This is a genomic window from Steroidobacter sp. (genome assembly GCF_036406195.1).
Classification (GTDB): Bacteria; Pseudomonadota; Gammaproteobacteria; order Steroidobacterales; family Steroidobacteraceae; genus Steroidobacter.
The window spans coordinates 69,611-94,093 of sequence record NZ_DASWVW010000006.1 but is presented as its reverse complement, the minus strand read 5'-3'; the positions used below and the strand labels follow the sequence as shown (position 1 = coordinate 94,093).

18 protein-coding genes are annotated in these 24,483 nt (G+C 62.2%); 4 read left to right on the top strand and 14 right to left on the bottom strand.

Features of this window, described 5'->3' with window-relative positions; all coding sequences use genetic code 11:
* The coding region (locus VGE08_RS02150; protein WP_331066204.1) for a hypothetical protein at positions 1-276 on the top strand (276 nt) is incomplete at its 5' end.
* An 82-nt stretch (positions 277-358) separates the two neighbouring features.
* Here VGE08_RS02150 and VGE08_RS02145 read toward each other — a convergent pair.
* The 3 genes from VGE08_RS02145 to VGE08_RS02135 all read right to left on the bottom strand — a co-directional run bounded on the left by VGE08_RS02145 (position 359) and on the right by VGE08_RS02135 (position 6,339).
* Entirely contained in the window at positions 359-1,807 is a 1,449-nt protein-coding gene (locus tag VGE08_RS02145) for an efflux transporter outer membrane subunit (RefSeq protein WP_331066203.1), read from the bottom strand.
* Positions 1,800-4,979: a multidrug efflux RND transporter permease subunit gene (locus VGE08_RS02140; protein WP_331066202.1), complete on the bottom strand. Its 3,180-nt coding sequence runs from the start codon at positions 4,977-4,979 to the stop codon at positions 1,800-1,802. The genes VGE08_RS02145 and VGE08_RS02140 overlap by 8 nt, the downstream gene beginning before the upstream one ends.
* A gap of 133 nt (positions 4,980-5,112) precedes the next feature.
* Complete coding sequence (locus VGE08_RS02135; RefSeq protein WP_331066201.1) at positions 5,113-6,339, bottom strand: efflux RND transporter periplasmic adaptor subunit; 1,227 nt, start codon at positions 6,337-6,339, stop codon at positions 5,113-5,115.
* 352 nt (positions 6,340-6,691) lie between these two features.
* On the opposite strand from VGE08_RS02135, the gene VGE08_RS02130 reads away from it, so the two are divergent.
* Positions 6,692-7,375 (top strand): glutathione S-transferase, encoded by a 684-nt coding sequence (locus VGE08_RS02130; protein WP_331066200.1) that lies wholly within the window; start codon positions 6,692-6,694, stop codon positions 7,373-7,375.
* A gap of 59 nt (positions 7,376-7,434) precedes the next feature.
* Here the strand turns inward: VGE08_RS02130 and VGE08_RS02125 are convergent, their stop codons facing one another.
* From VGE08_RS02125 to VGE08_RS02110, 4 genes are all read right to left on the bottom strand, one after another.
* Positions 7,435-8,079, bottom strand: coding sequence for an FMN-binding negative transcriptional regulator (locus VGE08_RS02125; protein WP_331066199.1), 645 nt, complete (start codon positions 8,077-8,079; stop codon positions 7,435-7,437).
* 213 nt (positions 8,080-8,292) lie between these two features.
* Positions 8,293-8,931 (bottom strand): DUF1287 domain-containing protein, encoded by a 639-nt coding sequence (locus VGE08_RS02120; RefSeq protein WP_414717440.1) that lies wholly within the window; start codon positions 8,929-8,931, stop codon positions 8,293-8,295.
* Between the two features lie 77 nt (positions 8,932-9,008).
* A complete protein-coding gene (locus VGE08_RS02115; protein ID WP_331066197.1) occupies positions 9,009-9,320 on the bottom strand; it encodes a putative signal transducing protein in 312 nt (103 codons plus the stop codon).
* A 193-nt stretch (positions 9,321-9,513) separates the two neighbouring features.
* Positions 9,514-10,506, bottom strand: coding sequence for a LysR family transcriptional regulator (locus VGE08_RS02110; protein ID WP_331066196.1), 993 nt, complete (start codon positions 10,504-10,506; stop codon positions 9,514-9,516).
* Between the two features lie 182 nt (positions 10,507-10,688).
* On the opposite strand from VGE08_RS02110, the gene VGE08_RS02105 reads away from it, so the two are divergent.
* Positions 10,689-11,564 carry an NAD(P)H-binding protein gene (locus tag VGE08_RS02105; protein WP_331066195.1) on the top strand — a complete coding sequence of 292 codons (876 nt, stop codon included), beginning with the start codon at positions 10,689-10,691 and terminating at the stop codon, positions 11,562-11,564.
* A gap of 61 nt (positions 11,565-11,625) precedes the next feature.
* On the opposite strand, the gene VGE08_RS02100 is transcribed toward VGE08_RS02105, so the two are convergent.
* The 6 genes from VGE08_RS02100 to VGE08_RS02075 form a co-directional block, all read right to left on the bottom strand.
* Positions 11,626-13,836, bottom strand: coding sequence for a hypothetical protein (locus VGE08_RS02100; protein WP_331066194.1), 2,211 nt, complete (start codon positions 13,834-13,836; stop codon positions 11,626-11,628).
* A 341-nt stretch (positions 13,837-14,177) separates the two neighbouring features.
* Positions 14,178-15,584 carry a SpoVR family protein gene (locus VGE08_RS02095; protein ID WP_331066193.1) on the bottom strand — a complete coding sequence of 469 codons (1,407 nt, stop codon included), beginning with the start codon at positions 15,582-15,584 and terminating at the stop codon, positions 14,178-14,180.
* Positions 15,585-15,589: 5 nt separating this feature from the next.
* Positions 15,590-16,786, bottom strand: coding sequence for a DUF444 family protein (locus VGE08_RS02090; protein WP_331066192.1), 1,197 nt, complete (start codon positions 16,784-16,786; stop codon positions 15,590-15,592).
* 143 nt (positions 16,787-16,929) lie between these two features.
* Entirely contained in the window at positions 16,930-18,915 is a 1,986-nt protein-coding gene (locus tag VGE08_RS02085) for a hypothetical protein (RefSeq protein ID WP_331066191.1), read from the bottom strand.
* A 617-nt stretch (positions 18,916-19,532) separates the two neighbouring features.
* Positions 19,533-21,935, bottom strand: coding sequence for an endopeptidase La (gene lon, locus VGE08_RS02080; RefSeq protein ID WP_331066190.1), 2,403 nt, complete (start codon positions 21,933-21,935; stop codon positions 19,533-19,535).
* An 18-nt stretch (positions 21,936-21,953) separates the two neighbouring features.
* On the bottom strand, positions 21,954-22,358 hold the full coding sequence (locus VGE08_RS02075; RefSeq protein ID WP_331066189.1) for an Hsp20/alpha crystallin family protein: 405 nt from the start codon (positions 22,356-22,358) through the stop codon (positions 21,954-21,956).
* Between the two features lie 146 nt (positions 22,359-22,504).
* Between VGE08_RS02075 and VGE08_RS02070 the strand changes: the two genes are divergently transcribed.
* The gene (locus VGE08_RS02070; RefSeq protein ID WP_331066188.1) at positions 22,505-23,092 is read left to right on the top strand and encodes a class I SAM-dependent methyltransferase; all 588 of its coding nucleotides are present in this window, start codon (positions 22,505-22,507) and stop codon (positions 23,090-23,092) included.
* 67 nt (positions 23,093-23,159) lie between these two features.
* Here VGE08_RS02070 and VGE08_RS02065 read toward each other — a convergent pair whose 3' ends face one another.
* Positions 23,160-24,122 (bottom strand): LysR family transcriptional regulator, encoded by a 963-nt coding sequence (locus VGE08_RS02065; protein ID WP_331066187.1) that lies wholly within the window; start codon positions 24,120-24,122, stop codon positions 23,160-23,162.
* Positions 24,123-24,483: the final 361 nt, after the last annotated feature.

Sequence of the window (24,483 nt, the reverse complement as noted above, 5' to 3'; positions counted from 1 at the left end):
GACGATGGCGCGATCCGGTTCACAACGCCGAACGGAAAATCATTCGATAGCACGCTGCCCGACCACACGCAGCCGCTCGGCGATTGGCATCAGTTGGTCGAAACGAACGAAGCGCAGGGACTGCACATTGATCGCCACACGACCGTGCCCCACTTGGATTGGGCCGGTTACGACCACGGAATGGCCGTCGATAACTTGCTACGCCGCTGGCGTGGCAGGCCGTGGAGAGCCCAGCCGAGCAGGCCTCAGGGTTTGACAGTGAAATTGCTGTCGTAGCCCCGGTCCCGTGGTCCGCGATGCGACGATCACTGCGTTTCCGCGGAAACGTCCGGCTTCATGCCTCGGATCTGGCGGCGCTTCAGCGCGCCGCCTGAGCCGGCAGCGGACGGAAGCCGCCGCCGAGTGCCTTGTAGGTCGCCAGCAGCGCTGTCGCCGTCTGCGTCTGGCTGACGGCGAGCTGATCTTCGGCAGTCAGCGCGCTGCGTTCCGCATCCAGCACCGTGAGGAAGTCGGCGACGCCGCTTTCGTAGCGAGCGCGAGCCAACGTCACGGCTTCCAGCGATGCAGTCGTGCTGTCCTGCAGATGAGCCTGCTTCACCTTGGCCTTCACGTAGGCAGTCATGCTCGCGTCGGTTTCCTCCAGCGCTTGCAGTACCGTCTGCTGATAAGTGGCCAAGGCGCGATCCGTGGCGGCTTCGCGCTGTTTCACGCGTTGACGAACGCGGCCGAGGTCGAACGCGGCCCACTGAATGCTGGGACCGAACGCGTATGTCTCGCTGCTCGCATTGCCGATGTCGCCGCTATCGATGGCGTCGAAGCCCCAGCGTCCCACAAACGAGATGCGCGGGAACAAATCGCCGACCGCAACGCCGATTTGCGCGGTGGCCGACGCCAGCTGACGTTCCGCCACCAAAATGTCGGGGCGACGACGCAACAACAGCTCCGGCGTGCCGATGTTTTGCACCGTCGGCAGCGTTGGCAACTTCTTGACCACTGACAGTTGCGGCAGCAGCGCTTCCGGCGACTGTCCGGTCAGCACACCCAAGCGCAGGATGCTGCTGGTGATCGCAGACTCGAAGTCAGGAATCGTCGCCAGCGTCGCGGACAGCTGCGCTTGCGCTCGCGATGTATCCAGCTGCGTGCCGCGGCCCGCATCCAACCTCGCTTGCGTGATTCGCAACGTTTCTTGCTGGTTCTCGGCATTGCGCTGAGCAACCGCAAGGCGCTGCTGTGAACCGCGCAGCTCGAAGTAGTTGCGCGCAACTTCGGCCGTGATGCTGACCTGAGTGCTGTAAACGCCGGCTTCCGCGGCCTGAACCAACGCCGTGTTTGCTTCGACGTTGCGACGGATGCGACCAAAGAAGTCCAGCTCCCAGAACGCATCGAAGCCTGCGTCGTAATAGTCCTGGTTACGAGGCAGTGCCGCGACCGGCGCCTGACGTTCGCTCACTCGCGACTCGGTGCGACCGCCCGAGGCGGTCACGGTTGGACCGAAGTCCAGGCGCGCTTCGCCACGAATCGCACGCGCTTCCCGCAAGCGTGCGGTGGCGATGCGAATATCGTGGTTGGCAGTCAACGCCTGCTCGATCAGTTGATTCAACGGCTCATCGTTAAAGGACTTCCAAAAATCCCTTTCGAGGTCCGTGCTCGAGAACTGCGCACGGTCGCTGTTCACGAACTGATCGGGTGTCGTCATCTCCGGCCGTTGGTAGTCCGGCCCGACCGCGCACGCGGCGAGCACGGCGCTCACCGCGAGTACGGACAGTTTCTTGCTCAGGCTCGACACTTGTTGTTTCAAGTTACGCATGGGCCGCTCCCTCGATGGCCTCTGGTTGCTTGCGCCCACGGATCTTCTGGATGACTGCGGCGCGTAGCAGGACGTAGAACACTGGGGTCAGGAACAGGCCGAAGAACGTGACGCCGAGCATGCCGGAGAACACGGCAATACCGATGGCGTGACGCATCTCCGCACCTGCCCCCGACGCGAGCACCAGCGGCACCACACCCATGACGAACGCGATCGAGGTCATCAGGATGGGCCGCAGTCGCAGGCGCGCGGCTTCCAACGCGGCGTTGAACGGATCGACGCCGGTCTGCTCGCGGTCCTTGGCGAATTCGACGATCAGGATCGCGTTCTTGCTGGCCAGGCCCACCAGCACGAACAAGGCGATCTGCGTGAAGATGTTGTTGTCGCCACCGGTGATCCAGACACCGAAGATGGCCGACAGCAGCGCCATCGGCACGATGGCGACGATGGCCAGCGGCAGCGTCCAGCTCTCGTACAGCGCGGCGAGCACCAGCACCACCAGCAGCACGCACAGCGGGAACACGAAGATCGAGCTGTTCCCCGCGAGGATTTCCTGGTAGGTCAACTCGGTCCACTCGTACTTCACGCCGTTCGGCAGGTTCTCGGCGAGGATTTGCTCCATCACCGCCTTGGCCTGGCCGGTGGAATAGCCCGGCGCCGGGCCGCCGTTGATGTCGGCCGTCAAATAGCCGTTGTAACGGAACACGCGGTCCGGGCCATACGTCTGCGACACCTGCACGATCGAGCCGAGCGGCAGCATCTCGCCCGCTTCGTTGCGCGTCTGCAGTTGCAGGATGTCTTCAGCCTTGGCGCGGTACGGATAGTCAGCCTGCGCGATCACGCGATAGGTCCGGCCGAAACGATTGAAGTCGTTCACGTACTGGGACGCGAGATACACCTGCAGCGTTTCGAACACGTTGTCGAGCGGCACGCCGTGTTCCTTCGCCTTGACGCGATTCACGTCGGCAAGGATCTGCGGCACGTTCACTTCGTAGTTCGAGAATACGCCCGTCAGCTCGGGCGCCTGACGCGCCTTTGCCAGTATGGTCTGCGTGGCCTTGTACAACTCGTCGTAACCCAGATCGGCGCGGTCTTCGAGCTGCAACCGGAAGCCGCCGAGCGTACCGAGGCCGTTTACCGGTGGCGGCGGGAAGGTCACGATCTGCGCCTCCTTGATCGAGCTGAGCTTGCCATTCAACTGCTTGGCGATGGCGAAGCCCGACAGCTCCGGCGCCTTGCGCTCGTCGAAGTCTTCCAGGCCGAAGAACACGATCGCCGAGTTGGGGCTATTGGTGAAGCCCGCGACCGACAGGCCCGGGAACTGCACCGCCGAGCGCACGCCCGGCACCTTCATGCCGATCTCGCCCACCTGGCGCACGATTTCATCGGTGCGATTCAACGAGGCCGCGTTCGGCAACTGGATCAGCGTGATCAGGTACTGCTTGTCCTGCACTGGAATGAATCCCTTCGGCGTGGCCTGGAACAAGGCCCAGGTCGCGACCAGCAGCAGCGCGAACACGCCCATCGTCATGCTCTTGTGAGCGAGCACGCTGCGCACGCCGCCGACGTACTTGTCGCCGGAGCGATGGAAGAAGTTGTTGAAGGCGCGGAAGAACCGGCCAAACACTTTATCCATGCCACGGGTCAGCACGTCCGGCTTGGCGCCATGCGGCCTCAGCAGCAGAGCGGACAGCGCCGGGCTCAGCGTCAGCGAGTTGATCGCCGAGATCACCGTCGAGATGGCGATGGTCAGCGCGAACTGCTTGTAGAACTCGCCGGTCAAGCCGGTGATGAACGCGATCGGCACGAACACCGCGACCAGCACCAGTGCGATGGCGATGATCGGGCCGCTGACTTCCTCCATGGCTTTGTAGGTCGCTTCACGCGGCGACAATCCGTTCTCGATGTTTCGTTCGACGTTCTCGACCACCACGATGGCGTCGTCGACCACGATGCCGATGGCCAGCACCAGGCCGAACAATGACAATGCGTTGATAGAGAAGCCAAACGCGAGCATCAGCCCGAACGTGCCGATGATTGAGACCGGGACCGCGAGCAACGGAATGACCGATGCGCGCCAGGTCTGCAGGAACACGATCACCACGATGACGACCAGCGCCAACGCTTCCAGCAAGGTATGAACCACGGCCGTGATGGAATCGCGCACGAACACGGTCGGGTCGTAGACGATTTCGTAGCTGACGCCTTCGGGGAAGTTCTTGCTCAGCTCCTTCATGGTCGAACGCACCGCGTCGGACAGCTCGAGCGCGTTGGCGCCCGGCGCCTGCGACACGGGAATCGCCACGGCCGACTGATTGTTCAGCAGGCTGCGCAGCGAGTACTGACCGGCGCCGAGCTCGATGCGGGCCACGTCTTTCAACGTCGTGATCGAGCCGTCGGGCAGGCTTTTCAGAATGATGTCGCCGAACTGCTCTTCAGTGATCAGGCGGCCGGAGGTCGTCACGTTCAGTTGATAGTCGACGTCCTGCGGAGCCGGGTCGGCACCGATGACGCCCGCGGCAACTTGCACGTTCTGCTCACGAATGGCATTCACGACATCGCCCGCGGTCAGGCCGCGGCTCGCGATGCGCTCCGGATCGAGCCAGATGCGCATGGAGTAATCGCCGGCGCCGAACAATCTCACATCGCCCATGCCCGGCAGACGTGCCAGCACGTCGCGAATCTGCAGCGTCGCGTAGTTGCGGAGATAAACCGTGTCGTAACGACCGTCAGGCGAAGTGAGGTGCACGACCAACAACAGGTCGGGCGATGCCTTGAGCGTGGTGACACCGACTCGGCGCACGTCTTCAGGCAAGCGCGGCAGCGCCTGAGCAACCCGGTTCTGCACCTGAACCTGTGCGGTGTCGACGTCCGTTCCCAAGCGGAATGTCACAGTCAGCGTCATCTGACCGTCGCTCATGGCCTGGGAGGACATGTAGAGCATGTTCTCCACGCCATTGATCTCCTGCTCCAGCGGCGCGGCCACTGTTTCGGCGATCACCTTGGGATTGGCACCCGGATACTGCGCGTTCACCACGATCGTGGGCGGCACGACTTCCGGATACTGGCTGATGGGCAGCTGCCACATGGCTATGGCCCCGATCAGGAAAATGATGATCGACAGCACCGCTGCGAAGATCGGCCGGTCGATGAAAAAACGTGCGAATTTCATAAGATTCCCCTCGAAACGGGGGCAAAAGTGTCCCCAGCACCACGGCGCGAGGCCGTGGCGAACAGGTCAACTGCAATTGGCTATGGTATTGCTGCGCGCCCGCCCTCATCGGCGGGGCGGGCGCGCCGGTTGGCTACTGAGTCACACCCGTCGATGCCAGCATCGAGCTCTGGTTCAGGCGAGCATCCATCGCTACCTTTTCGGGAGCGACGACCACGCCCGGGCGCACTCGCTGCAGGCCGTTGACGATCACGTTCTCGCCCGGCTCCAGGCCTTCCTGCACGATGCGCAGGCCATCGGTGAGCCGGCCGACCTTCACGGTGCGATAGGACACCTTGTTGTCGCTATCGACCACGTAAACGAACTTCTGGCTCTGGTCCGTGCCGATGGCACGATCGTCGACCAGCACCGCCGGATGCGAGTTGTGACCGAGCAGCTTCACTCGAGCGAACAAGCCCGGCGTGAGATAGCCATCCTTGTTGTCGAACGCGGCCCGGGCGCGAATCGTGCCGGTGCGCGGATCCACCTGGTTGTCGACGAAGGTCATCACGCCCTGGTGCGGAAAGCCCTCTTCGTTCGCCAGCGCCATCAACACCGGATTGGCAGCATCGCGCGAGCTCGGCCGGTCGCCGCGGCGAGCCAGCTCGGTGTACTTCAGGTACACCTGCTCATCGCCTTCGAACGTCACATAGATCGGATCGATGGAAACGACCGTGGTCAGCAGCGTCGCCTGAGTCGAACCGCCCGTCACCAGGTTGCCCGCGGTGACGATAGCGCGGCTGACGCGGCCGCTGATCGGCGCGGTGACGCGAGTGAATTCGAGATTCAACTTCGCGGCAGCCACCGCCGCCCGCGCGGCTTCGACGTTCGCGTTCGCTTCACGCTGTGCGTTGAGACGCTGGTCATACTCTTCGCGCGATACGGCCTTCACATCCAGCAATTTCTCGCTGCGCTCGACATCGCTGCTGCTCAGCTCGGCGCGCGCAACTGCACGAGCCAGCTCGGCTTGCGCTCTGTCCAACTCGGCGCGATATGGCCGCGGATCGATGACGAACAGCAGATCGCCTTTCTTCACCACGCTGCCTTCGCTGAAGTTCACACTTTCGATATAACCGGTAACGCGCGGCCGGACTTCCACCGATTCCACCGCTTCGAGGCGGCCGGTGAATTCATCCCACTCCTGCACGTCACGTTCGAGCGCGGCGGCCACCGAAACCTGCGGCAGCGGTGCCGCGGCTTCCGTTTGCGCTTCGCTCTTGCAGCCCTGCAGCAGCAGTGTCAGCACCGCGGCGGCGAGTGCTGGCAACACCACGGTCACGAAACGACCGGCGGGCTGGCTGTCGCGAGTTGCATTGTTCATAGAGACTCCCTTTGAACGGAAAACCGAACCTGGAAACAAAAGAGGCAGTGCGCGGAGCACTACCTGACTGAGGCGCAACTGTAGGCGCCCGGCGCAACCCGACAAATCGGGTTGAGTGCACGACATTGATGAAGTCGAATCAGGAATCACGCCGCGCTTGCCCAAACCTGTCAGGAATTGCCCAGAACACTGGCCGGAAATCGGCGGTCCGGCTGTGCCAGCGCGTTGGTTATTTCGATATGCCCGTCCGAAAATCCAACGTGCGGGGCATCCACTCGTCGCCAGATTGCGATAAGGGTGCAATCGCGGCAGTAACGTCGCAGGTCATGAATCGTGACAGGGTCAGCAACCGATGGTCGTCGTGCATCATTTGAACAACTCACGATCGCAGCGCGTGCTGTGGTTGCTCGAAGAGCTGGGCGTTGCTTACGAGATTCAGCGTTACCAGCGTGATACCCGGACCATGCTCGCGCCGCCGGAGCTGAAGAACGTGCATCCATTGGGCAAATCGCCGGTGATCACCGATGACGGCCGCGTCATCGCCGAGTCCGGCGCCATCGTCGAGTATTTGGTGGAGCGCTACGGTGACGGAAGACTGGCGCCTCGCGCTGGGACGGATGAGCGATTGCGCTACACCTATTGGCTGCACTACGCCGAGGGCTCGGCCCTGCCGCCGCTATTGTTGAAGCTGGTGTTCGATCGCATCGAAAGCGGCCCGATGCCGTTCTTCGTGCGCCCGGTGGCCCGAGCCATCGCACGGCAAGTGAAGCACAGCTTCATTACGCCCCAATTACAGCTGCACCTGGATTATCTCGAAGCCGAGCTGGGACGCAGTGAATGGTTCGTTGGCAATGAATTCACGGCGGCGGATATTCAGATGAGCTTTCCGCTGGAAGCGGCTGCTCTTCGTGGCGGCTTGGACCGGAGTCGGTCGCGGCTGTATACATTTCTACAAAAGATTCATTCGCGCCCAGCCTATCAGCGCGCGCTGGAGCGTGGCGGCCGATATGACTTCGGGCCCGTTCAGAGATCTTGAATCGCGCCGTCGCGTCGCTGCGCTACGTGCCAGAGCACGCCGCAGGGATCGTTCCTGCCTCATGCCCGATTTTGGGGAGCGTCGTCCATGAGGTCGGCTATCGCTTGCGCTCCCGCTGAATCCGTAGACCTCAATCCCTCGGCCACGCTTGCTCGATTTCGTGGTGGCTGGTTCTGACTTACTTTCCACTTACCCACCAACCGCGTGATGACCATCTCGATTCCGACGATCGCCCCGAGCAACTTCTCGACGTAGTCTTCCGGCGCATCGGAAACGGCCCAGGGTTCCGCAAAAGGCGCTTCGTTGTGCGTCGTGAGTGCTTCGAGCTGTGTGCGCAACCAATCCTTGTCCTCCACCGGCTTCAGGAAGCCATGCGCATGCACGACCGCATAGTTCCACGTCGGCACAACCTTTCCGGTTTCCTTCTTGGTGGGGTACCACGCCGGAGTGATGTACGCATCGGGACCATGGAATATCGCCAACGCCGGCGCGCCGGTCGCAATATCGGCCAGAATCGGATTGGCGCGAGCCACATGCCCGCGCAGTGTGCCGAAGGGCTCCGGGAGCTCGGCCAGATGGAACGGAATGTGGTTTGCGTCGATCCCAGCGGAGGAAGTCGTCACCAACGTCGCCAATGGATGCGCCCGGATGAGCTCGTGCATCGTCGCGACGTTCAACTCCTCGAAATGCTTGGGAAGGTACATGCCTTAATTTCCGTTCAATCCGTGCTCACCAAGATTCGCAACAATCGTAATTCCGCTGCACCGGATGCGTCCATCCTCCAGCTCAAGAAACATCGAAAAATGAGCACAGGCGCTTGCCAGTCGCAAGTGTTCCCAGCGGTACGAAGAAACGCGCGAGCGCCTCACCCGTTACGCCGCCCTCGATCGCGGAGGTAGGACCTGATCAAAGAAATATTAGCGACTTCGGTTGCCGACATTGCCATTCTCGTCGCGATTTTCAGCCCCAGCGTTCGCGTCGGCGGGAGGGTGATACCGGTAGTGACCGGTGATCGGGTAGTTGAACAACATGTCTTCGATCTCCGGACCGCCTCCGATGTTGTGCACGATCAGCGGGCGCGCTCCGTCTGGCGAGCGCCGATCTGTTACCAATCCAATGTGAGGAAGGTTGCCGGGCAGAACCCAGGTCACCATGTCTCCCGGCAGGTAGTCGCGCGCGTCGCGGCTGATCGAGAGCTGCACGCCGCTGCGGCGAAAATAGGTCTGCAAGTTCGGCACACGCCGATGATCGATGTTGGGGTCCGCGCGTGACAGGCCCCACAGCTGTGGATAGGTCGCGAAGGCCGCCTTCATGTCCTCGTGAACTCGTACTTGGAGATCCACACCAACGGATCGATACGCGCGAATGATGAGATCTGTGCATACTCCGATACTGGCCGGTACATCGCCCCCTGGATACGCAATGCGCCGGTACGAGCCGTCATAGGTGACCGACGTCAAGGTCTGCTCGACTGCCGATTGAATCAATGCTTGCGCGAAGCCTGGTTCCAATCGCGGAGCCGAAGTCGGGGCCTCGCCCGCTGCCGTAGCGACCATCGCCACCGCAAGTATCGCGAGAAGCGCTCTTCCCATTTGTTTCTATTACCCCGCTGATCCGTGTGAGATCGCACCCCTCACTTTACTACTTTGAACCGTGATCGGTCGCGAGGCTTCTTTTTAGACCGCTTCATGTCCTGCCACAGCATTGATTCGTCAGCGAGCTCACTGGTTGGCAGGACGTCCATCAAGGCTTCGCGTGCTTCGCCAGCACGTTCCTCCGGCACCATGATGGTTCTGGTGTTGTACGACTCGATCTGCAACCCCGGCCACAGGCTTCCGAAGTACCGCCCATGCACAAAGCTTTCAATGCCATGCGCTTCGAGCGCTGCCAGCGCGATCGCCAGCTCCGCCTCCGTCTGCGGCCGCAGGATTCCTACTAGCGCCATACGTTCACCGCACAGCTCCGCTGCGCTGTGCGGCCACGACTGTCAGAGCCCAGATCATGTAGGGCGTGGGTCTGACCATGAGGCTTTTCGCGGACATGGGATTACGAGATCAGCGGCGAGATGCGGGTGTGTCGCAAGGTCCGTGCGGCCGGTTGCTGGCACGAACTCCCGCCGTGAATCGTCGCATACCAAATCAAGGCGGCGCGGCCGCCACCATACGTGACGAGCGAGCCGGAATTGCCGCGGGGTCCGTGCTCACGGCACCAAGCGATGGCGCTCGTTCGGGTGTTACCTGCGGGAACAGGCCGCTCACGAATTCGATGAACGCGCGGATCTTGGCGGTCGGCTGTCGGTGCTGCGGATAGACCACGGAGACCGGCCACCACGCACCATCGTTCCAATCGTCCAGCACCGTCTGCAGAAGACCGGAGGCAATCTGCGCTTCCGCGGTGAAATTCAGAGTACGCACGAAACCCGCGCCGCTGATGGCCGCAGCCACCGCCGACTCCGGATCGCTGAATGACAAAGGTGCCGCGGGAATGATGGTGTGATCCACGCCATCCTTTCGAAACATCCAGTCACGAATCTGGTTGCTGCCGGGCCGGAACATGGCGATGCATTGCTCGGGCTTGAGGTCTTCGGGCGTCTTCGGCGGACCGCCCATGCGCTCGATGTATTCCGGCGAGGCACAGGTGACACCGCGCAAACTGCCTACACGGCGCGCGATCAGGCTGGAGTCACTGAGATTGCCGACGCGAAGCGCCGCGTCGATGCCTTCCTGCACCAGGTCGATCACCCGGTCATTCATGCTCATCTGCACCGTCAGCTCAGGATTTTGTTCAATGAATCGTGGCAAGGCGGGCACGATGATCTTGCGACCCAGGGAGATGGGCACGTCCACGCGCAGTTTTCCCCGCGGCACGCCGCGCGATTCCGAGACCTCGTTTTCGGCCTGGTCGAGCTGGCCGAGCGCCTCGCGGCAGCGTTCATAAAAACCGCTACCGAGGTCGGTCAAACTCAGCGATCGCGTGGTACGGTTAAGCAGGCGCGCCCCTAGGCGTTCCTCCAGGCGGGACACAGCCTTGCTTATCGCCGACGGGGACATACCTAGCGTCTGTGCGGCAGCGACGAAGCTATGGGCCTCGACGACACGCACGAAGGCTACTATGTCACTGAAATTGTTCATTCAACGAATTGTTTCCCTGGGGTCACGGAACCGTGACGTGGGCTCATTGTAGGCGCTCCATTGATGACCACAATGCACGAAGATTTTGCTGCCGCGGTGGTTTACCGCCATCCGAAGCTTGCTTAATGTATCGGCGAATTTCGCAACCCTTGATCAAGACCTCATAACCGGGGGATGGAACGATGTTTTTGGTGACGGACGTAACGGGGCATGTAGGCCGAGCAGTGCTCGCCGAGCTGGCCAATCAGCCCGTGGCTGTCCGCGCGCTATTACAGGAACCGGTCGATCTGCCGATCAAGGCGCCCAACATCGAGGCGGTTCGCACCGATCCCGAGGACCCGACCAGTCTGCAACGCGCGGTCGAGGGTGTCGAGGCCGTTTTCCTGGCCTCGGGCTATTCCCCACACATCGCCGAGGCCCATCTCAAAGTCGCCAATGCGGCCAAGGCGGCCGGCGTCAAACGCTTCGTTCAGCTGTCCGGTGTCGGCGCCAATCCGCAAATGTGTTGTGCGCGCATGCTCCGCTGGCTGGGTCAGGCCGAAACCGGCGTTGCTGCCTGCCCCGACGTGCAGCTGACCCGCCTGCGCCCGACTTACATGCTGCAGCTGTTGTTCGAGTTCGCCCCCTCCATTGCCCAGCAAGGCCTGATTGCCGGCCCGTTCCGCTCCACTCCCTGGAGTTGGGTCGATGCCCGCGACGTGGCTGCGGTTGCGGTCGCGGCTTTGAAAGATCCTTCTCATGCGGGGCGCATCTACACGGTGACGGGTTCGGAGTCGCTAAGCTTTCCGCAAATCGCTGACAAGCTCAGTCATATTCTCGGCCGCCCGGTGCGCTACCAGGACATCACCGCGAACGAGGCGCGCGGCTGGCTGCAAGGCAAGGGCCTGTCGCCGGTGATGATTGAAGCCAAGCTCGAGTACTGGGATGCGTGCGCATCCAACATGCTCAATGTCGCGCCCAACTCTGTCGTGCAGGACATTACCGGCCGGCCGCCGCGAACCCTCGAAGAATTCGTGCGGGACTACAAGGCGCGCTTCCTGTCCGCCTCCGCCGCCTGATTCCCGGATCTCAATCTCCACCAAGACGCGCGCCTCCGGCATCAGCCGGGATGCAGGCTTGTTACCAAAGCGCCGCAGGGATCGCGTCGTCGCACGGGGTGGGGCTGCCGTCAGCCATCATTTCTTTCAACACCTGCGCCATCTGCATGCCGTAGAGATCAGCTGCCGGTCCGGGCGACACAGCGCGCTTATGTGCGGCCAGCGCACAAGCGCTCCAGACTTGCACGTTGCTCGGATCTTCCTTCGCCAGTTGCTTGTAGCGTTCGGCGATCGCGTTCGTCTCGTCGTTGCTGGCTTTGAGCTCGACGCTAGCGGCACCGCCGACGCGATGTAGCTGCGAGGGTGCCGCACCTGGCTGATGCGGTCTGAATGCTTCGAGCGTGCGACCGTCGATGACGCGCAATCCATAAACGATATCGACGTTCGAATTATAGAAATGCCAGACGCCGTCGGAGTGCGCTTGGTAACGCGAGACTTTGTTGGGCTCAGTGACGACGAGATCCGCGCCGTCGCGCCTGGCATCGATCGAGTAAGTGCCTCCTTCCATCACATAGGTGCCATCGACGAATGCCGCGGCGCCTGCGCCAGGCGAGGACGAATAGGATGACATCGAATCCGCAGAGCTATCGCGGAATTGTTGAGCGAGGGCGGCACTCTGCTGTTGCATGCGCAGCTGATCGAGTGTGCGCCCGGTTGCCTCACCGAGTTGCGCGTCGGCGCTGCCGCCTCGCGCCTGCGCTATCGATAACTCCTGGCTGAACGTTTCCGCTGCGCCCAGCATGGCGCCGAAGAGCTCGGCGCGCCGTTGCGAGCGCTCCGCTCTGGCGAGGGCCTCGGCGCGGTCGCGCTCTTGCTTGTCGCGTTTGGCCGCCATGCGGATCTTCGGCACCTGCTCGTTGGGCACGGCCGAGAGCGTCCAGGTCCGCTTTGGATCGAGGGAGAAGTCCGTCATGAACTGTAGTTGGCCACTGCTCAGCAGCTCGAGGGAATTCGCAGAGCGCATGCCGAGCGTTCGTTTCGAAACGAAGCTGACCTTGCCGTTCGCATCGACTGCACCGCGCGCATCCCCGTTATAGGGAGGCGACCAGCGCAGGATCAAACTGCCATCGTCGCGCGATGCATGGATGAAGATGGCGTACAGCTGATCGTCATCCAGATAGTGACGAAGCTCGTAGAGCACCTTGCCGGGAATGAGCCAGCCGAAGCTCAGCAACAGCGGCTTGGAGCCCGCGTCGCTGCGAAACGACTGACCTGCGACGTCGACATACGCGCCCCACGTGGAACGTTGCGGGGGAGCGAGCGGCTCCGGCGGAACCGCGAACACCTTGTACGAATAGTTGCTGGCAAAGGTGGCTCCCCAGTGCTCCACCGTGTCCGCATCGATCAGCTTGACGGAATGAGCGCCGAACGACACCTCGCCCGCCTTGCCGATCTTGCCATGCCTCGTACCTTCCATTTTGCTGCCTGCGATGGTGGCGATCAGCCGGCCAGGCTTGCTGTCGGGACGAAGCGTGATGGTGCGCAGTGTTTGCCCCTCGGTGGCGGGTGTCATCGGTCCATATTTCCAGACTTCGACGATTTCCTTGCCTGGCACTGACCAACGCACTGAGATGTCGTAGTACCCGCGCCAATCGCGTCCGACGATGCGGGCGTAGTCGCCCCAAACTGCGACATCAGCAAGGGGATCCGCGGGAGCGGAAGCAGCGGAGACGGCGGTGCTGACCGATGTAACTAATTGGCCCGCCGTGCTCGATGCCGTCGCCGTCGAGGACGGAGCCTCGATCAGCGCAAAGCGTGAGTATTGGGTTGCTGCGGCCAGCGACACGATCTGGCCATCCTTGACCTTGGCGCGGCGAGTCTCGAGATAGCCGTCCTCAGCGAGGCCGATGAGCTGGGCCGCTTTCGTGAGGCCGCGGCCGATGTACAGGACCGCGCCGTCGGGTTGAATCGTGCCGTCCGAGGTGCCACCGCCGAGATGCGGCGCTGATAAGACCAGCTGGCCCGGGCGGGCGCCCAGCGTGATTTTGTGGGTGAACGCAACGGTGCCGGTGGCCGGCGTCGTCCACTGTTCGAGGATTTCCTCGCCGGGCCGGCTCCAGCTCCAGGTCAACCGATAACCGCGCTCGCCTGCTTGGCGCGACGTTCCAACGAGCTGACTATAGACTCCCCACAGTGCTGGGTCCGCTGGCGGCACCGAGGATTCATCGCCATGCGCCGCACCGCCGAGTGCGTACGACGCACAGCCGACCAGAATCACGAGCCATCGAAGCATCACACGCCCAGTCGTGGAAACCAACATGCATCGTAGGCAAACGACGGCGGAGGGACAGGGCATGCATCGCAGATGCCGGCGATCTGAGTCGCAGAGCGAGGTAGTTCCTCTTATCCCCGAGCCGCGTTGACGTGCTTCGGCTGAAGCGGAAGCTGATTGGCGCCGCTCGACCCGACGGCCGCCATTTCAGCTTGGACTCGGCCGTTGAACTTGGCCAGTTGAACTTGGCCAGTTGAACTTGGCCAGTTGAACTTGGCCAGTTGAACTTGGCCAGTTGAACTTGGCCAGTTGAACTTGGCCAGTTGAACTGGGCCGTTGAACTGGGCCGTTGAATTTGGCCGCTAGCGGTTGAAGCCAGGCGTCAGGCCGGGTGACACCGAGATTTCCACGCTGCGCTGATCGTTGTCGACGGTGGTCAGGCTCACGGGCCGTCGCCACACTTTCGCGACGTACTCGAGCACTCTCCTGGCACGCTCCGGATCCAGGCCGCGTCCATCGTTGACGTGGTCGTGGACCAATTCGAGCTTGCCGTCGACGTGCACGCGACCCGCGCTCACTCTCGGCGCGCCAAATCCGTATTTCGGAGCGAGCAGCGCTTCGTGGAGGGCCGGCAAGTCCATTTCCTGAACGGTCAGGGTGCCCGTGGCCGGACCCTTGTAGCGGAACAGCTTCAACTCGGTGGCCAGCTCCTGTGTAAGGTGATTGCGTACGAATGAGAAGTCATCGTCTTCGGCCATGATCCGTCGCGCGGCTTCCAAGCCCTGCGCTGCCACGATCTTCTCCCAGATCGAGAAGCCCAGATGATAGGGATTGGTGGACAGTGCGACGTTTTCGCCACTGGCGGTCGGCCGTACCACGTCAGAATGACACTTGATCGCATCGACATAGGCAGCGGGCGGCAGGAAATCCGCCTCACGCAGCAGCCGTGCGTGCCAGTACGAAGCCCAGCCTTCATTCATGATCTGGCAGGCGAACACCGGATAGAAATAAAACGATTCTTCACGGACCGCGAGAAAGATGTCGCGCTCCCAAGGTTCCATTTCAGGCGCGTATTGAGCGATGAACCACAGCAGGTCGCACTCCGGGTGCGGCGGAATGGGCGCCTTCTTGGCCGGGCCGCTGGGTGCGGGACGCGCGGTGTCCGGCCCCAGTGCCGCGAAACGTTTGGCGAACTCGTCGTTCGCCGGTGGGCTACGTTCCGGCAGGGTTTCCGGATAACGCTGCCGTCGCAAACCTTGATCGATATCGACGTGCTGTTCCAGCGAGAGCGCGGCATCGAGCACGGTTTCCACTCGCTCGAGGCCATGCTCCTCGATGGCCATTGCGATCTGGCGTGCATGTGCCGCCGCTTGTTCCACGATGTGCTCGCCGACCTGCTCCTGGCTGCGCCGGAACAGCATGTTGTTCGCCGAGAAATCGGCATGGCCAAGCACGTGCGCGGTGACGAGAACGTTCTCGGCGGCGCTGTTGCTCTTGGCGAGATACGCGCGCCCGGGATTGCCCGGAAACACCACCTCGAACAGGCGCGACAGCCCCATGCGGTGCTGGATCAACTGATAGATGTAGCGCACGCCGAACGACCAGTGCGGCATGCGCACCGGCAGGCCGTAGATGGCGATCTCGGTCATGAAGCTTTCCGGCACCACCTCGAACTCCACGGGGTGGTACTTCAATCCCTGCGCGCGCGCCAGTTGCTCGATGCGCGAGATGTGGGATTGCCAGTCTTCGGTTGCGGTGGTGGTAGGCATCGACGTCACGAACCCTGAGATGCGTGAGTAAAGAAGTGCCGCACGGCATTCCAGATGTCATCGGTACCGCTGACGCGATACGCGCCGACGCTATCGTCATCCCGGGACAGATCGACGAACAATCGGCCGATCTCGCTGTCCGGCATGGCGCCGGCCAAGGGTGCAACCTCCAGGAAGCCGCAGTAGTTGCAGTCCGCGGCCACTTCCTCCAGCGCAACCTGCGCCTGCGGTTGATCCGAAGGGAAGTTCTCGCCGTCGGAGGCGTAGAACAGATAAATGTTGTACTGACTCGGGCTGTAACGCTGGTCGATGATCTCGCGCACCTTCTTCAGGCCGGCCGATGCGACCGTGCCGCCGGTGCCCGTGACCTTGAAAAACTCGTCCTCTTCGAATTCCCAGGCCTCCGAGGTGTGCGCGACGAACACCAGGTCCAGGTGGCGATACTGCCGGCGCAGGCCCTGGATGGCCCAAAAGAAGAAAGTTTTGGAGATTTGTCGCTCTCGTTCACCCATGCTGCCCGAGACGTCGAGCAGCAGGATCACTACGGCTTGCATGGCCGGTTGCTCGCGCTTGGCGAGCTGGCGGTAACGCAGATCGTCATCGGTGAAAGACGGCGACTCGGCCCCGCTGGCGGCTTGCACGCCACGGCGCTTGATCGATTCCTTCATGGAACGGCGGCGATCGAGGCGCGAACGCGCCCCGCGCCGATCCCAGCCTTCGCGGGTCCAGTCGTCCTCTTTGGCACGGCCGGCTTTCGCTTCCAGGTTCGGCAACTTCATTTCTTCCCAGAGCCAATCGACGATATCGTCGATGCGGAACTCCAGGGTGTATTGCACGCCGCCGTCTTCGTTGCCGCCCTGGCCGCGTTGATTGTCGGAATCCTGTTGCGGCCGGCCGATGCGGTCGCCGGGCTTGGCCTGCCCCTGGCCGACGCCTTGCTGCTCGTTGGAGTTGCGCAACCGGAAACGATAGTGCTCCAGCATCTTTACCGGCACACGCACCGTGGAGGCGCCACCGGAGAGCACATCGGCGCCAGCAACGACTTGCGGCAGATGCTGGCGTACTGCTTCGCGCACCTTGTCGTTATGACGCAGCCAGTCTCGCGCGCCGCGCGAGAAGAGGTCGTACCAACCGGCCTCGCCCGGGCTGCGACTGCCGCCACCTTTTTCGGTATCGGTGGTGCCCGTTGCGTTGTCGCTCATGTCGCTCGCAACCCCCGTCTCAATCGGCCCGCTCGACCGGGCTCATTCAGCAGACTAACTCCTGACAGCTCGTCATGGGTGCCTGTTCAGCGAAAGATCGGCCCGAAAAAAGCGCACGGGGTTACTCCTGTCTCACTCCTGTGTCATTCCTGGGCCAGCAACGTCGTCACGTAGCTTAGCGCCTCCTTGGCGCTGTGATCGTCATAACCATACTCCGACGTCAGGCGGTCCTGAACCGCGGAAATCTTCTTACGGGCTTCGTCGTCCGGCCGCGCCGCCGACGTTACGAGCCGCAATACATCACGACGCTCTTCGAACAGATACTGTTCGATGGCTTCGCGCATGCGCGCATGGCTGTTGAGGGTGAATTTCTCACCAACCTTGTATGCCACCATGGCCTTGCGCACCACTTCCTGGCGGAACGTCAGCTTGCCCGATTCCGATACCTTGATCTTGTCCTCCACCGAGCGCAGGAACCGCTCGTCGGCGGGACGCGATTCGCCGGTGATCGGATCGGTCACTTCGCGGTGATCGAGCGAGGCCTCCACTTCGTCCAGGTACTTGTCCAGCAGTTGTTGCGCTTCGTCCTCGAACGAAGCGAACAGGGCGCGATGCACGTCCTCCTTCACCCAGCGGTTGTAGAAGTCCTTGCGCGCCAGTACCAGATAATCGATCCACAGCTTCTTGGCCTTCGCATCCATGCGCGCATCGGTTTCGATCGAATCCTTGAGCGCGAGCAGCACTTCCATGCTGGTCAGGCTCTTCTTGTCGGTGCGCGTGATGGCATTGGAAATCGAATTGACGATAAAGCGCGGACTGACACCTGTCAGACCTTCCTCGGGCGCTTCTGCGCGCAGCCGTGTGATTTCCGTTTCCGGGAAACCTTCCACGCTCTCGCCCGCGTACAGCCGCAACTTCTTCGACATGTCGAGGCCTTCGCGCTCGGGCTTGTACAGGCGCGTCAGCACGGCGAACACCGCGGCCAGTTTCAACGCGTGCGGGTCGAGATGCACATCTCGAAACGCCGGTGCAGCGGATACCAGCTTGTTATAGATCCGCGCTTCCTCGAGATACGACAGCGTGTAAGGCACCTTGACGATGACCATGCGGTCGAGCAGCGCCTCGTTCTCCTTTTCCTGCAGGAACTTGTGGAACTCCGCGAGGTTGGTGTGCGCGAGGATGGTTTCGTCGAGATAGATCAGCGGGAAGCGCGACACCTTTACGTTCTTTTCCTGTGTCAGCGTCAGCAGCAGATACAGGAACTCACGCTTCACCTTCAGGATTTCGATCATCTCCAGCACGCCGCGGCTCGCGGCATACACCGCGCCCGACCATGACCAGGCGCGCGGATCGCCTTCATCGCCATATTGCGCGACTTTGGACAGGTCAACGGAACCGACCAGGTCCGCGAGGTCAGCGGTGGTGGGGTCGTGTGGCGCGTAGGTGCCGACACCCACGCGTGCGGCTTCGGAAAGGAAGATGCGCTCGACCGGCATGCGCAGGAAGTCGCCCTCGAACTCGCGCTCCAGTCGATCGCGTGCCCAAGGGCTCAACTCACCTTTGATCTCCACGCCATATGTATCGCGGAACTCACCGCGCAGGCTGGCGGGAATGAGATTCAGTGGCGATTCGTGCATCGGCGAGCCCTGCAAGGCATACATGGCGCCTTCGTCGGTATGGCTGTATTCCTCCAGGCCGCGCTTCAAAAGAATGGCCATGGTGGATTTGCCGCCGGACGGCGGACCTAGCAGCAACAGCAAGCGCCTGCCGACATCCGATCCCGCGGCCGCCGCTTTGAAGTAGTCGACGATGCGGCCGAGCGGCTCGTCGATGCCGAACAGCTCGCGCTTGAACAACTCCTTGGCGCCGCCGTCACCGGTGGTGGCAGTGCCACCGTTACCGTTGCCGTTGCTACCCGGAGCGTTCTTGCCGAACCAGTTGAGCATGTCCCATAGATATTCGTGGCTGCTGCGAGCCAGCTGCCGCCCGTTGCCAGGGACAATGGTGCGAAGGAATTCGCCGAAGGTACCCGACCAGTGCTGCGCACGGTGGAACCGGCTGTAGGCGCTCAAGGCCTCGACGAAGCTCTCGCCGCGTTGCGAGCTTCCTCTGGGGCTGTCTGACTGCATCGAACCGCCCTCCAATCAGCAGACCTGTGGTTACAGATGGATTGGATCTGTTTCCGAGTCTGCAGTTCTATATACCCGTTACGACAGTACGCTCCTGGGTGCAGTTCACACTGTCCTCAAGTTTCACACTGTCCGAATTCGTGACCAGCATACTCCCGCACACGCGCGAAGGTGCCATGCGAAGGTGCAGGGGGTGACACTCTTCATCGCTCCCATTCGTCAGGGCGATTGCTGACAACCCTACACTCAAAGACTGATCCATGGCCGAACATGTTCCGTGAGCGTGTGCGCCACGTAGGTGCGTGCCGCGGTGGCATTGATCTGGAAAGACCGCCGGCGCCGACCCATGGAGAACAAAAATAAAGAAGAACCGCTCAGCTCGCGGAACGCGATGCTGGAACGCGCTTAAGTTGCGCATCTCACTCGCTTGAGTGCGGAACATGACTCACTGATTACTCTCTTCGCGCCAATCTTGCAATGCGATTCATGCTGATTTGGTTGCATGGCGCGTGCCAGCTCCCGGCGAGTCCGTGCGCGGTCGCGGGGTTGGAACTGGCGAGATTCAGGACGGGTTCAGGGCCGCGGGCGTTGCTCGCCCGCGGCCCTGTTCACTGCGACTACGCGGCGGCGTCGACCTGAGCCGAGCTCAACTGGATACCCAGCGCTTCGCGGATCACATCTTCGACGCGTTCGCAGAACACGAACTCGACATCGTCGCGCACGCTCTTCGGCACGTCCTCGAGGTCCTTGCGATTGCGTGCTGGCAGCAGCACCTTGCGAATGCCAGCACGATGCGCGGCCACGGTCTTCTCCTTGACGCCGCCGATCGGCAACACCAGCCCTCGCAGGCTGATCTCGCCGGTCATCGCCAGGTCGCTGCGCACCGTCTTGTTGGTAAACAGCGAGACCAGCGACGTAAACATCGAGACACCGGCGCTCGGGCCGTCCTTCGGGATCGCGCCGGCCGGCACGTGGATATGCACGTCGCTCTTGTCGAACAACGTCGTATCGATGCCCAGCCGTGCCGCTTGCGACTTCAGCAGCGACAACGCTGCCTGCGCGCTCTCCTTCATGACATCGCCGAGCTGGCCGGTGAGGATCAGCTTGCCGTTACCCGGCACACGCGTCGATTCGATGAACAGGATGTCGCCACCCACCGGCGTCCATGCCAGGCCGGTCGCCACGCCCGGCACGCTGACACGCATGGCCACTTCGTTCTCGAAGCGCGGCGCGCCCAGGATGCCGGGAAGATCGCCGACATCGATCGTCTGTTGGGTTATCGAGCCTTCGGCAATCTTCACCGCGACGTGACGCAGGACCGAGCCGATCATCCGTTCGAAGTTACGCACACCGGCCTCGCGCGTGTGATCGCGCGCGATCTGGCGAAGCGCGTCATCGGTGATCGATGCCTGCTCCGGCTTCAGGCCGTTGGCGTCGAGCTGCCGGCGCACCAGGTAGCGCTTGGCAATCTCGACCTTCTCGTCCTCGGTGTAGCCGGTGAGCTCGATCACCTCCATACGATCGCGCAGCGGGCCCGGAATGGTGTCGAGCACGTTGGCGGTGGCGATGAACACGATCTTCGACAGGTCGAACGGCACGCCCAGGTAGTTGTCGCGGAACGTATTGTTCTGCTCGGGATCGAGCACCTCCAGCAACGCCGCGGACGGGTCGCCCTGAATGCCGGCGCCGAGCTTGTCGATCTCGTCGAGCATCAGCACCGCGTTTCGAGTGCCGGCCTTGCGCACCGACTGCACGATATTGCCGGGAAGCGCGCCGATGTATGTACGGCGGTGGCCGCGGATCTCGGCCTCGTCATGTACGCCACCAAGACTGACGCGGGCGAACTTCACGCCCAATGCGCGCGCGATGCTCTGACCCAGCGAGGTCTTACCCACGCCCGGCGGGCCCACGAAGCACAGGATCGGGCTGCGGCCCTGCGGATTGAGCTTGCGCACGGCGAGGTACTCGACGATGCGTCGCTTGATCTTCTCCAGGCCATAGTGATCCTCATCGAGCACCTTGCGGGCATGCTCGATCTCGATCGACTCCTTGTCGAGCTTGGACCACGGCAGCTGCACCATCCAATCCAGCCAGGTGCGCAGCATCGAGTATTCGGCGCTGGCATCCGACATGCGCTCGAGGCGCTTCAATTCCTTCTCGGCCTGCTCGCGCGCGTCATCGGGCATCCCGGCCTTCTGAATGGCCTCTCTGAGCTCGGCGATCTCTTCGCCGGCCTCGCCCTCTTCGCCGAGCTCCTTGCGGATCTGGCGCAGCTGTTCGCGCAACAGCACTTCCTTGTGGCGCTCGTCGATGGCATCGCGCGTCTTCTCTTCCAGCTGCCGCTGCAGACGCAACACTTCGATGCGCTTTTGCAGCAGCTCGCTGACGCGCTCCAGCCGCACCTTCAGATCGAGGGTTTCGAGCAGCTCCTGCTTTTCGCTGGGCTTCACGTCCATGAAGCTGGCGACCAGGTCGGCGAGGGTCGAGGCAGATTCCACCGCCTGGATGGCGTTGGACAACTCGGCCGGCGCCTGCGGCAGCAGACCGATGGCTTCGGCGGAGAGGCGCTTCAGGTTGAGCGCACGTGCCTCGACATCGCTGCTGACACTGGTCGGATCGGACAAGTATTCGACGCGCGCCACCATGTACGGCAGACCGTTCTGCCAATCGAGCACACGGAAGCGGCGCTCACCCTGCACGACCAGGTGATGAGTGCCATCGGCACCGGTCACATAGCGCACGATGTTGGCGACCGTGCCGGTCGAGTACAGATCGCTGCCGGTCGGCGCCTGCATATCGGGGTCGTGCTGTAGCAAGAAGCCGAGCTTGCGATTGTTGCGCACGGCTTCCTGCGCGGCCGCGAGCGAGCGGTCGCGATTGATCGCGACCGGCACGACCGTGCCCGGGAACAACACCAGGTTGCGCACCGGAATGATGACCAGCATGTCATCGGTGATGGTGTGCACGCCCTGCTCGTCGCTGTCGAGCGGCTGAGAGTTCTTGCGAGTTGAGTCGGTCATTAGTGAGGCTCCGCGCTATCAGCGTTGTGCCAGTCGAAGGATCAGGCAGCCATTGGCGTACACCTGTTCCAACAATTGATAACGTCCTTCGGGCAGCGCGATGCGCCGTTCGAAGCGACCATATGGAATTTCCAGCCGGTGAACCCCGGTGGCACGGCTGGTCACCGGCAGGGCTCGCGTGGCGCTGATCAGCAGCAGCCCGCTATCGGTGCGGACCTCGATGTGCTCGGCGGCAACGCCGGGTAATGCCACCGCGACCTGGACCTCGTTGCCATAAGCGAGGATGTCGACGGGCGGTTCCCAGCGAGGCTCGGCGGCGACCGTGCGGCCAAAGCGAAAGAACTGGCGCTGCAGCTGTTGAGCTCGCTCCAGCATTTCGCAGGCTTCGGCCCACATCCAGGACGGCGGGTTACGCATGGCCATTGGGTGATTCCGTGTGGTTCATGGCGGATTAGGTGGGGTCGGGCAACGGACTATCAAGAACACCTGCCCCGGAACATTGCCCGGAACGGCGCCTGACAGGAGCAGTAAACTCGCGCCGCCGTCCTTCAGATCCCCGACCGACCCCAATGGCCAACCGCTTCGACGCCCGCTTCTATCAACGCTTCTATATGAATCCCCGCACGCGGGTTACAAGCCGGCAGGAGATGGCCCGCCGGGCCGGCATGGTGGCAGCGCTGGTCAAGCAGCTGGAGCTGCCGGTGCAGCGGATTCTGGACGCCGGCTGCGGGCTGGGCTGGCTGAAGCCGCCGCTGTTGAAGGCCTTCCCCGGGGCCAGCTATGTGGGACTCGAGGTCAGCGAGCATCTATGCACCGAGCATGGCTGGGTGCACGAATCGCTGGCGAAGTACCGGCCGCGCGCCCGTTTCGATCTCATCATTTGCTATGATGTGATGCAGTACCTGTCCGATCGCGAGGCGGCGCAGGCGATGGCGAATCTGGCACGCCTGTCACGCGGCGCCCTGTACTTCCATGCGCCGACACTCGAGGACTGGCGCGACAACGCAGACCTGTCCACGAGCGACAGCGACATCAACCTGCGTAGCGCAAGCTGGTATCGCTCGCGCCTCGCGCGCCATTTCGAGCACGCCGGTTTTGGTGTCCATGTGCGCCGAGGCGTGCCATGGGGGCAGTGGGAACTGGAACGCAGCGAATGAGACAGCTCGGCGCTGGGTAGGCTTCTCGATGGCAGCTGCCTCCGAGCGAGCTCGGTGGATGCGTAGGCTACTTAATAACGGCTACCTCGGTGACCACGCGCGCCGTCGGCTCGGTGTTATTCCAGAATGGGTCCGCGTCCGGGTCCGTTCCCCATCTCCCATCCAGCAACTCGATGAAGCTGCGCACCTTCGTCGCCAGATAGCGACGCTGTGGATAGATCAAATAGATGCCCAGCGAGCCGGCATCGTAGTTGACCAGCACCTGTTGCAGCGTCCCGGCCTTCAATTCCTGGTGCACGTTGAAAGTCGGCTGCAAGGTCACGCCATGACCCCGCAGCGCCGCTTGTTTGAGCAACTCGTTGCTGCTCGCTCGCAAGGTGCCCAGCGCCTGCACCACCGAGTTGCGGCCATCGCGTTCGAAGCGCCATTGCTGGGAAGACGGCGCGTTGTCGGTGAACGCGAGGCAGTTGTGATGAAGAAGATTCTCCGGGATCTCCGGCTGCGGATTCTTCCTCAGATAAGCGGGTGATGCGCACGCCACCAGCCGCGACGTGGCGAGCTTGCGCGTCGTGAGATTGGTGCGCAGATGGCTGCTGGCGCGCACCGCCAGATCGAAACCTTCCTCGGCCAGATCCACGTAGTGATTGCTGACCGTCACTTCGAGCCGGACATCGGGATGACGCGCCGAATAGTCGAGCAGCACCGGCCCGACATGCGACAGATCGAAGGCGCCGGACACACAGATCTTCAATGAGCCTCGCGGCACGGTGTTGTTGGCACCGGCGATGGCTTCGGCCTCTTCGATGTCCTCGAGGATCTGCACACAGCGCTGGTGATAAAGCTGACCGACGTCGGTGAGGCTCAATGAATGGGTGGAGCGATTCAGCAACCGCGAGCCCAGCTCCTGCTCGAGGTGGCCGATGTACTTGGTCACCATCGGCGCGGACACACCCATGCGGCGCGCCGCCTCTGCAAAACTTCCTAATTCGACCACCCTTGCCAATGCCACCATGCAGGTGAACTTGTCCATCTTTCTTTCCCCCCAGGAAAGATTCCATTGCCCGAAAGGCATCGCTCGCGATCGCAGCGAAATCCGCTTCGCCCGGCAGCAATCGACGAGGCTCCATTTTTCACGGCGCGCTCACGGCTGGCCCAACAGCGTGCTCACGCCAACCCGCTAATTTCTGCGCATCACAAGCGGATTAGTGCATTTGCAGCAGTGCGAATGCAATAACGATGCGACGGTGTGGTTGCCGCACGAGTAGTGCGATGCAGGCGGTTGGGGGCGATTCATGACTGGCGATTCATGAATGTCATTCCCTTCGCCGCGTTTATCGGCCGCGATGCTTTGGACACAGTAGCGCCACGGAAAAAGCTGCCAGGGCGCGAGC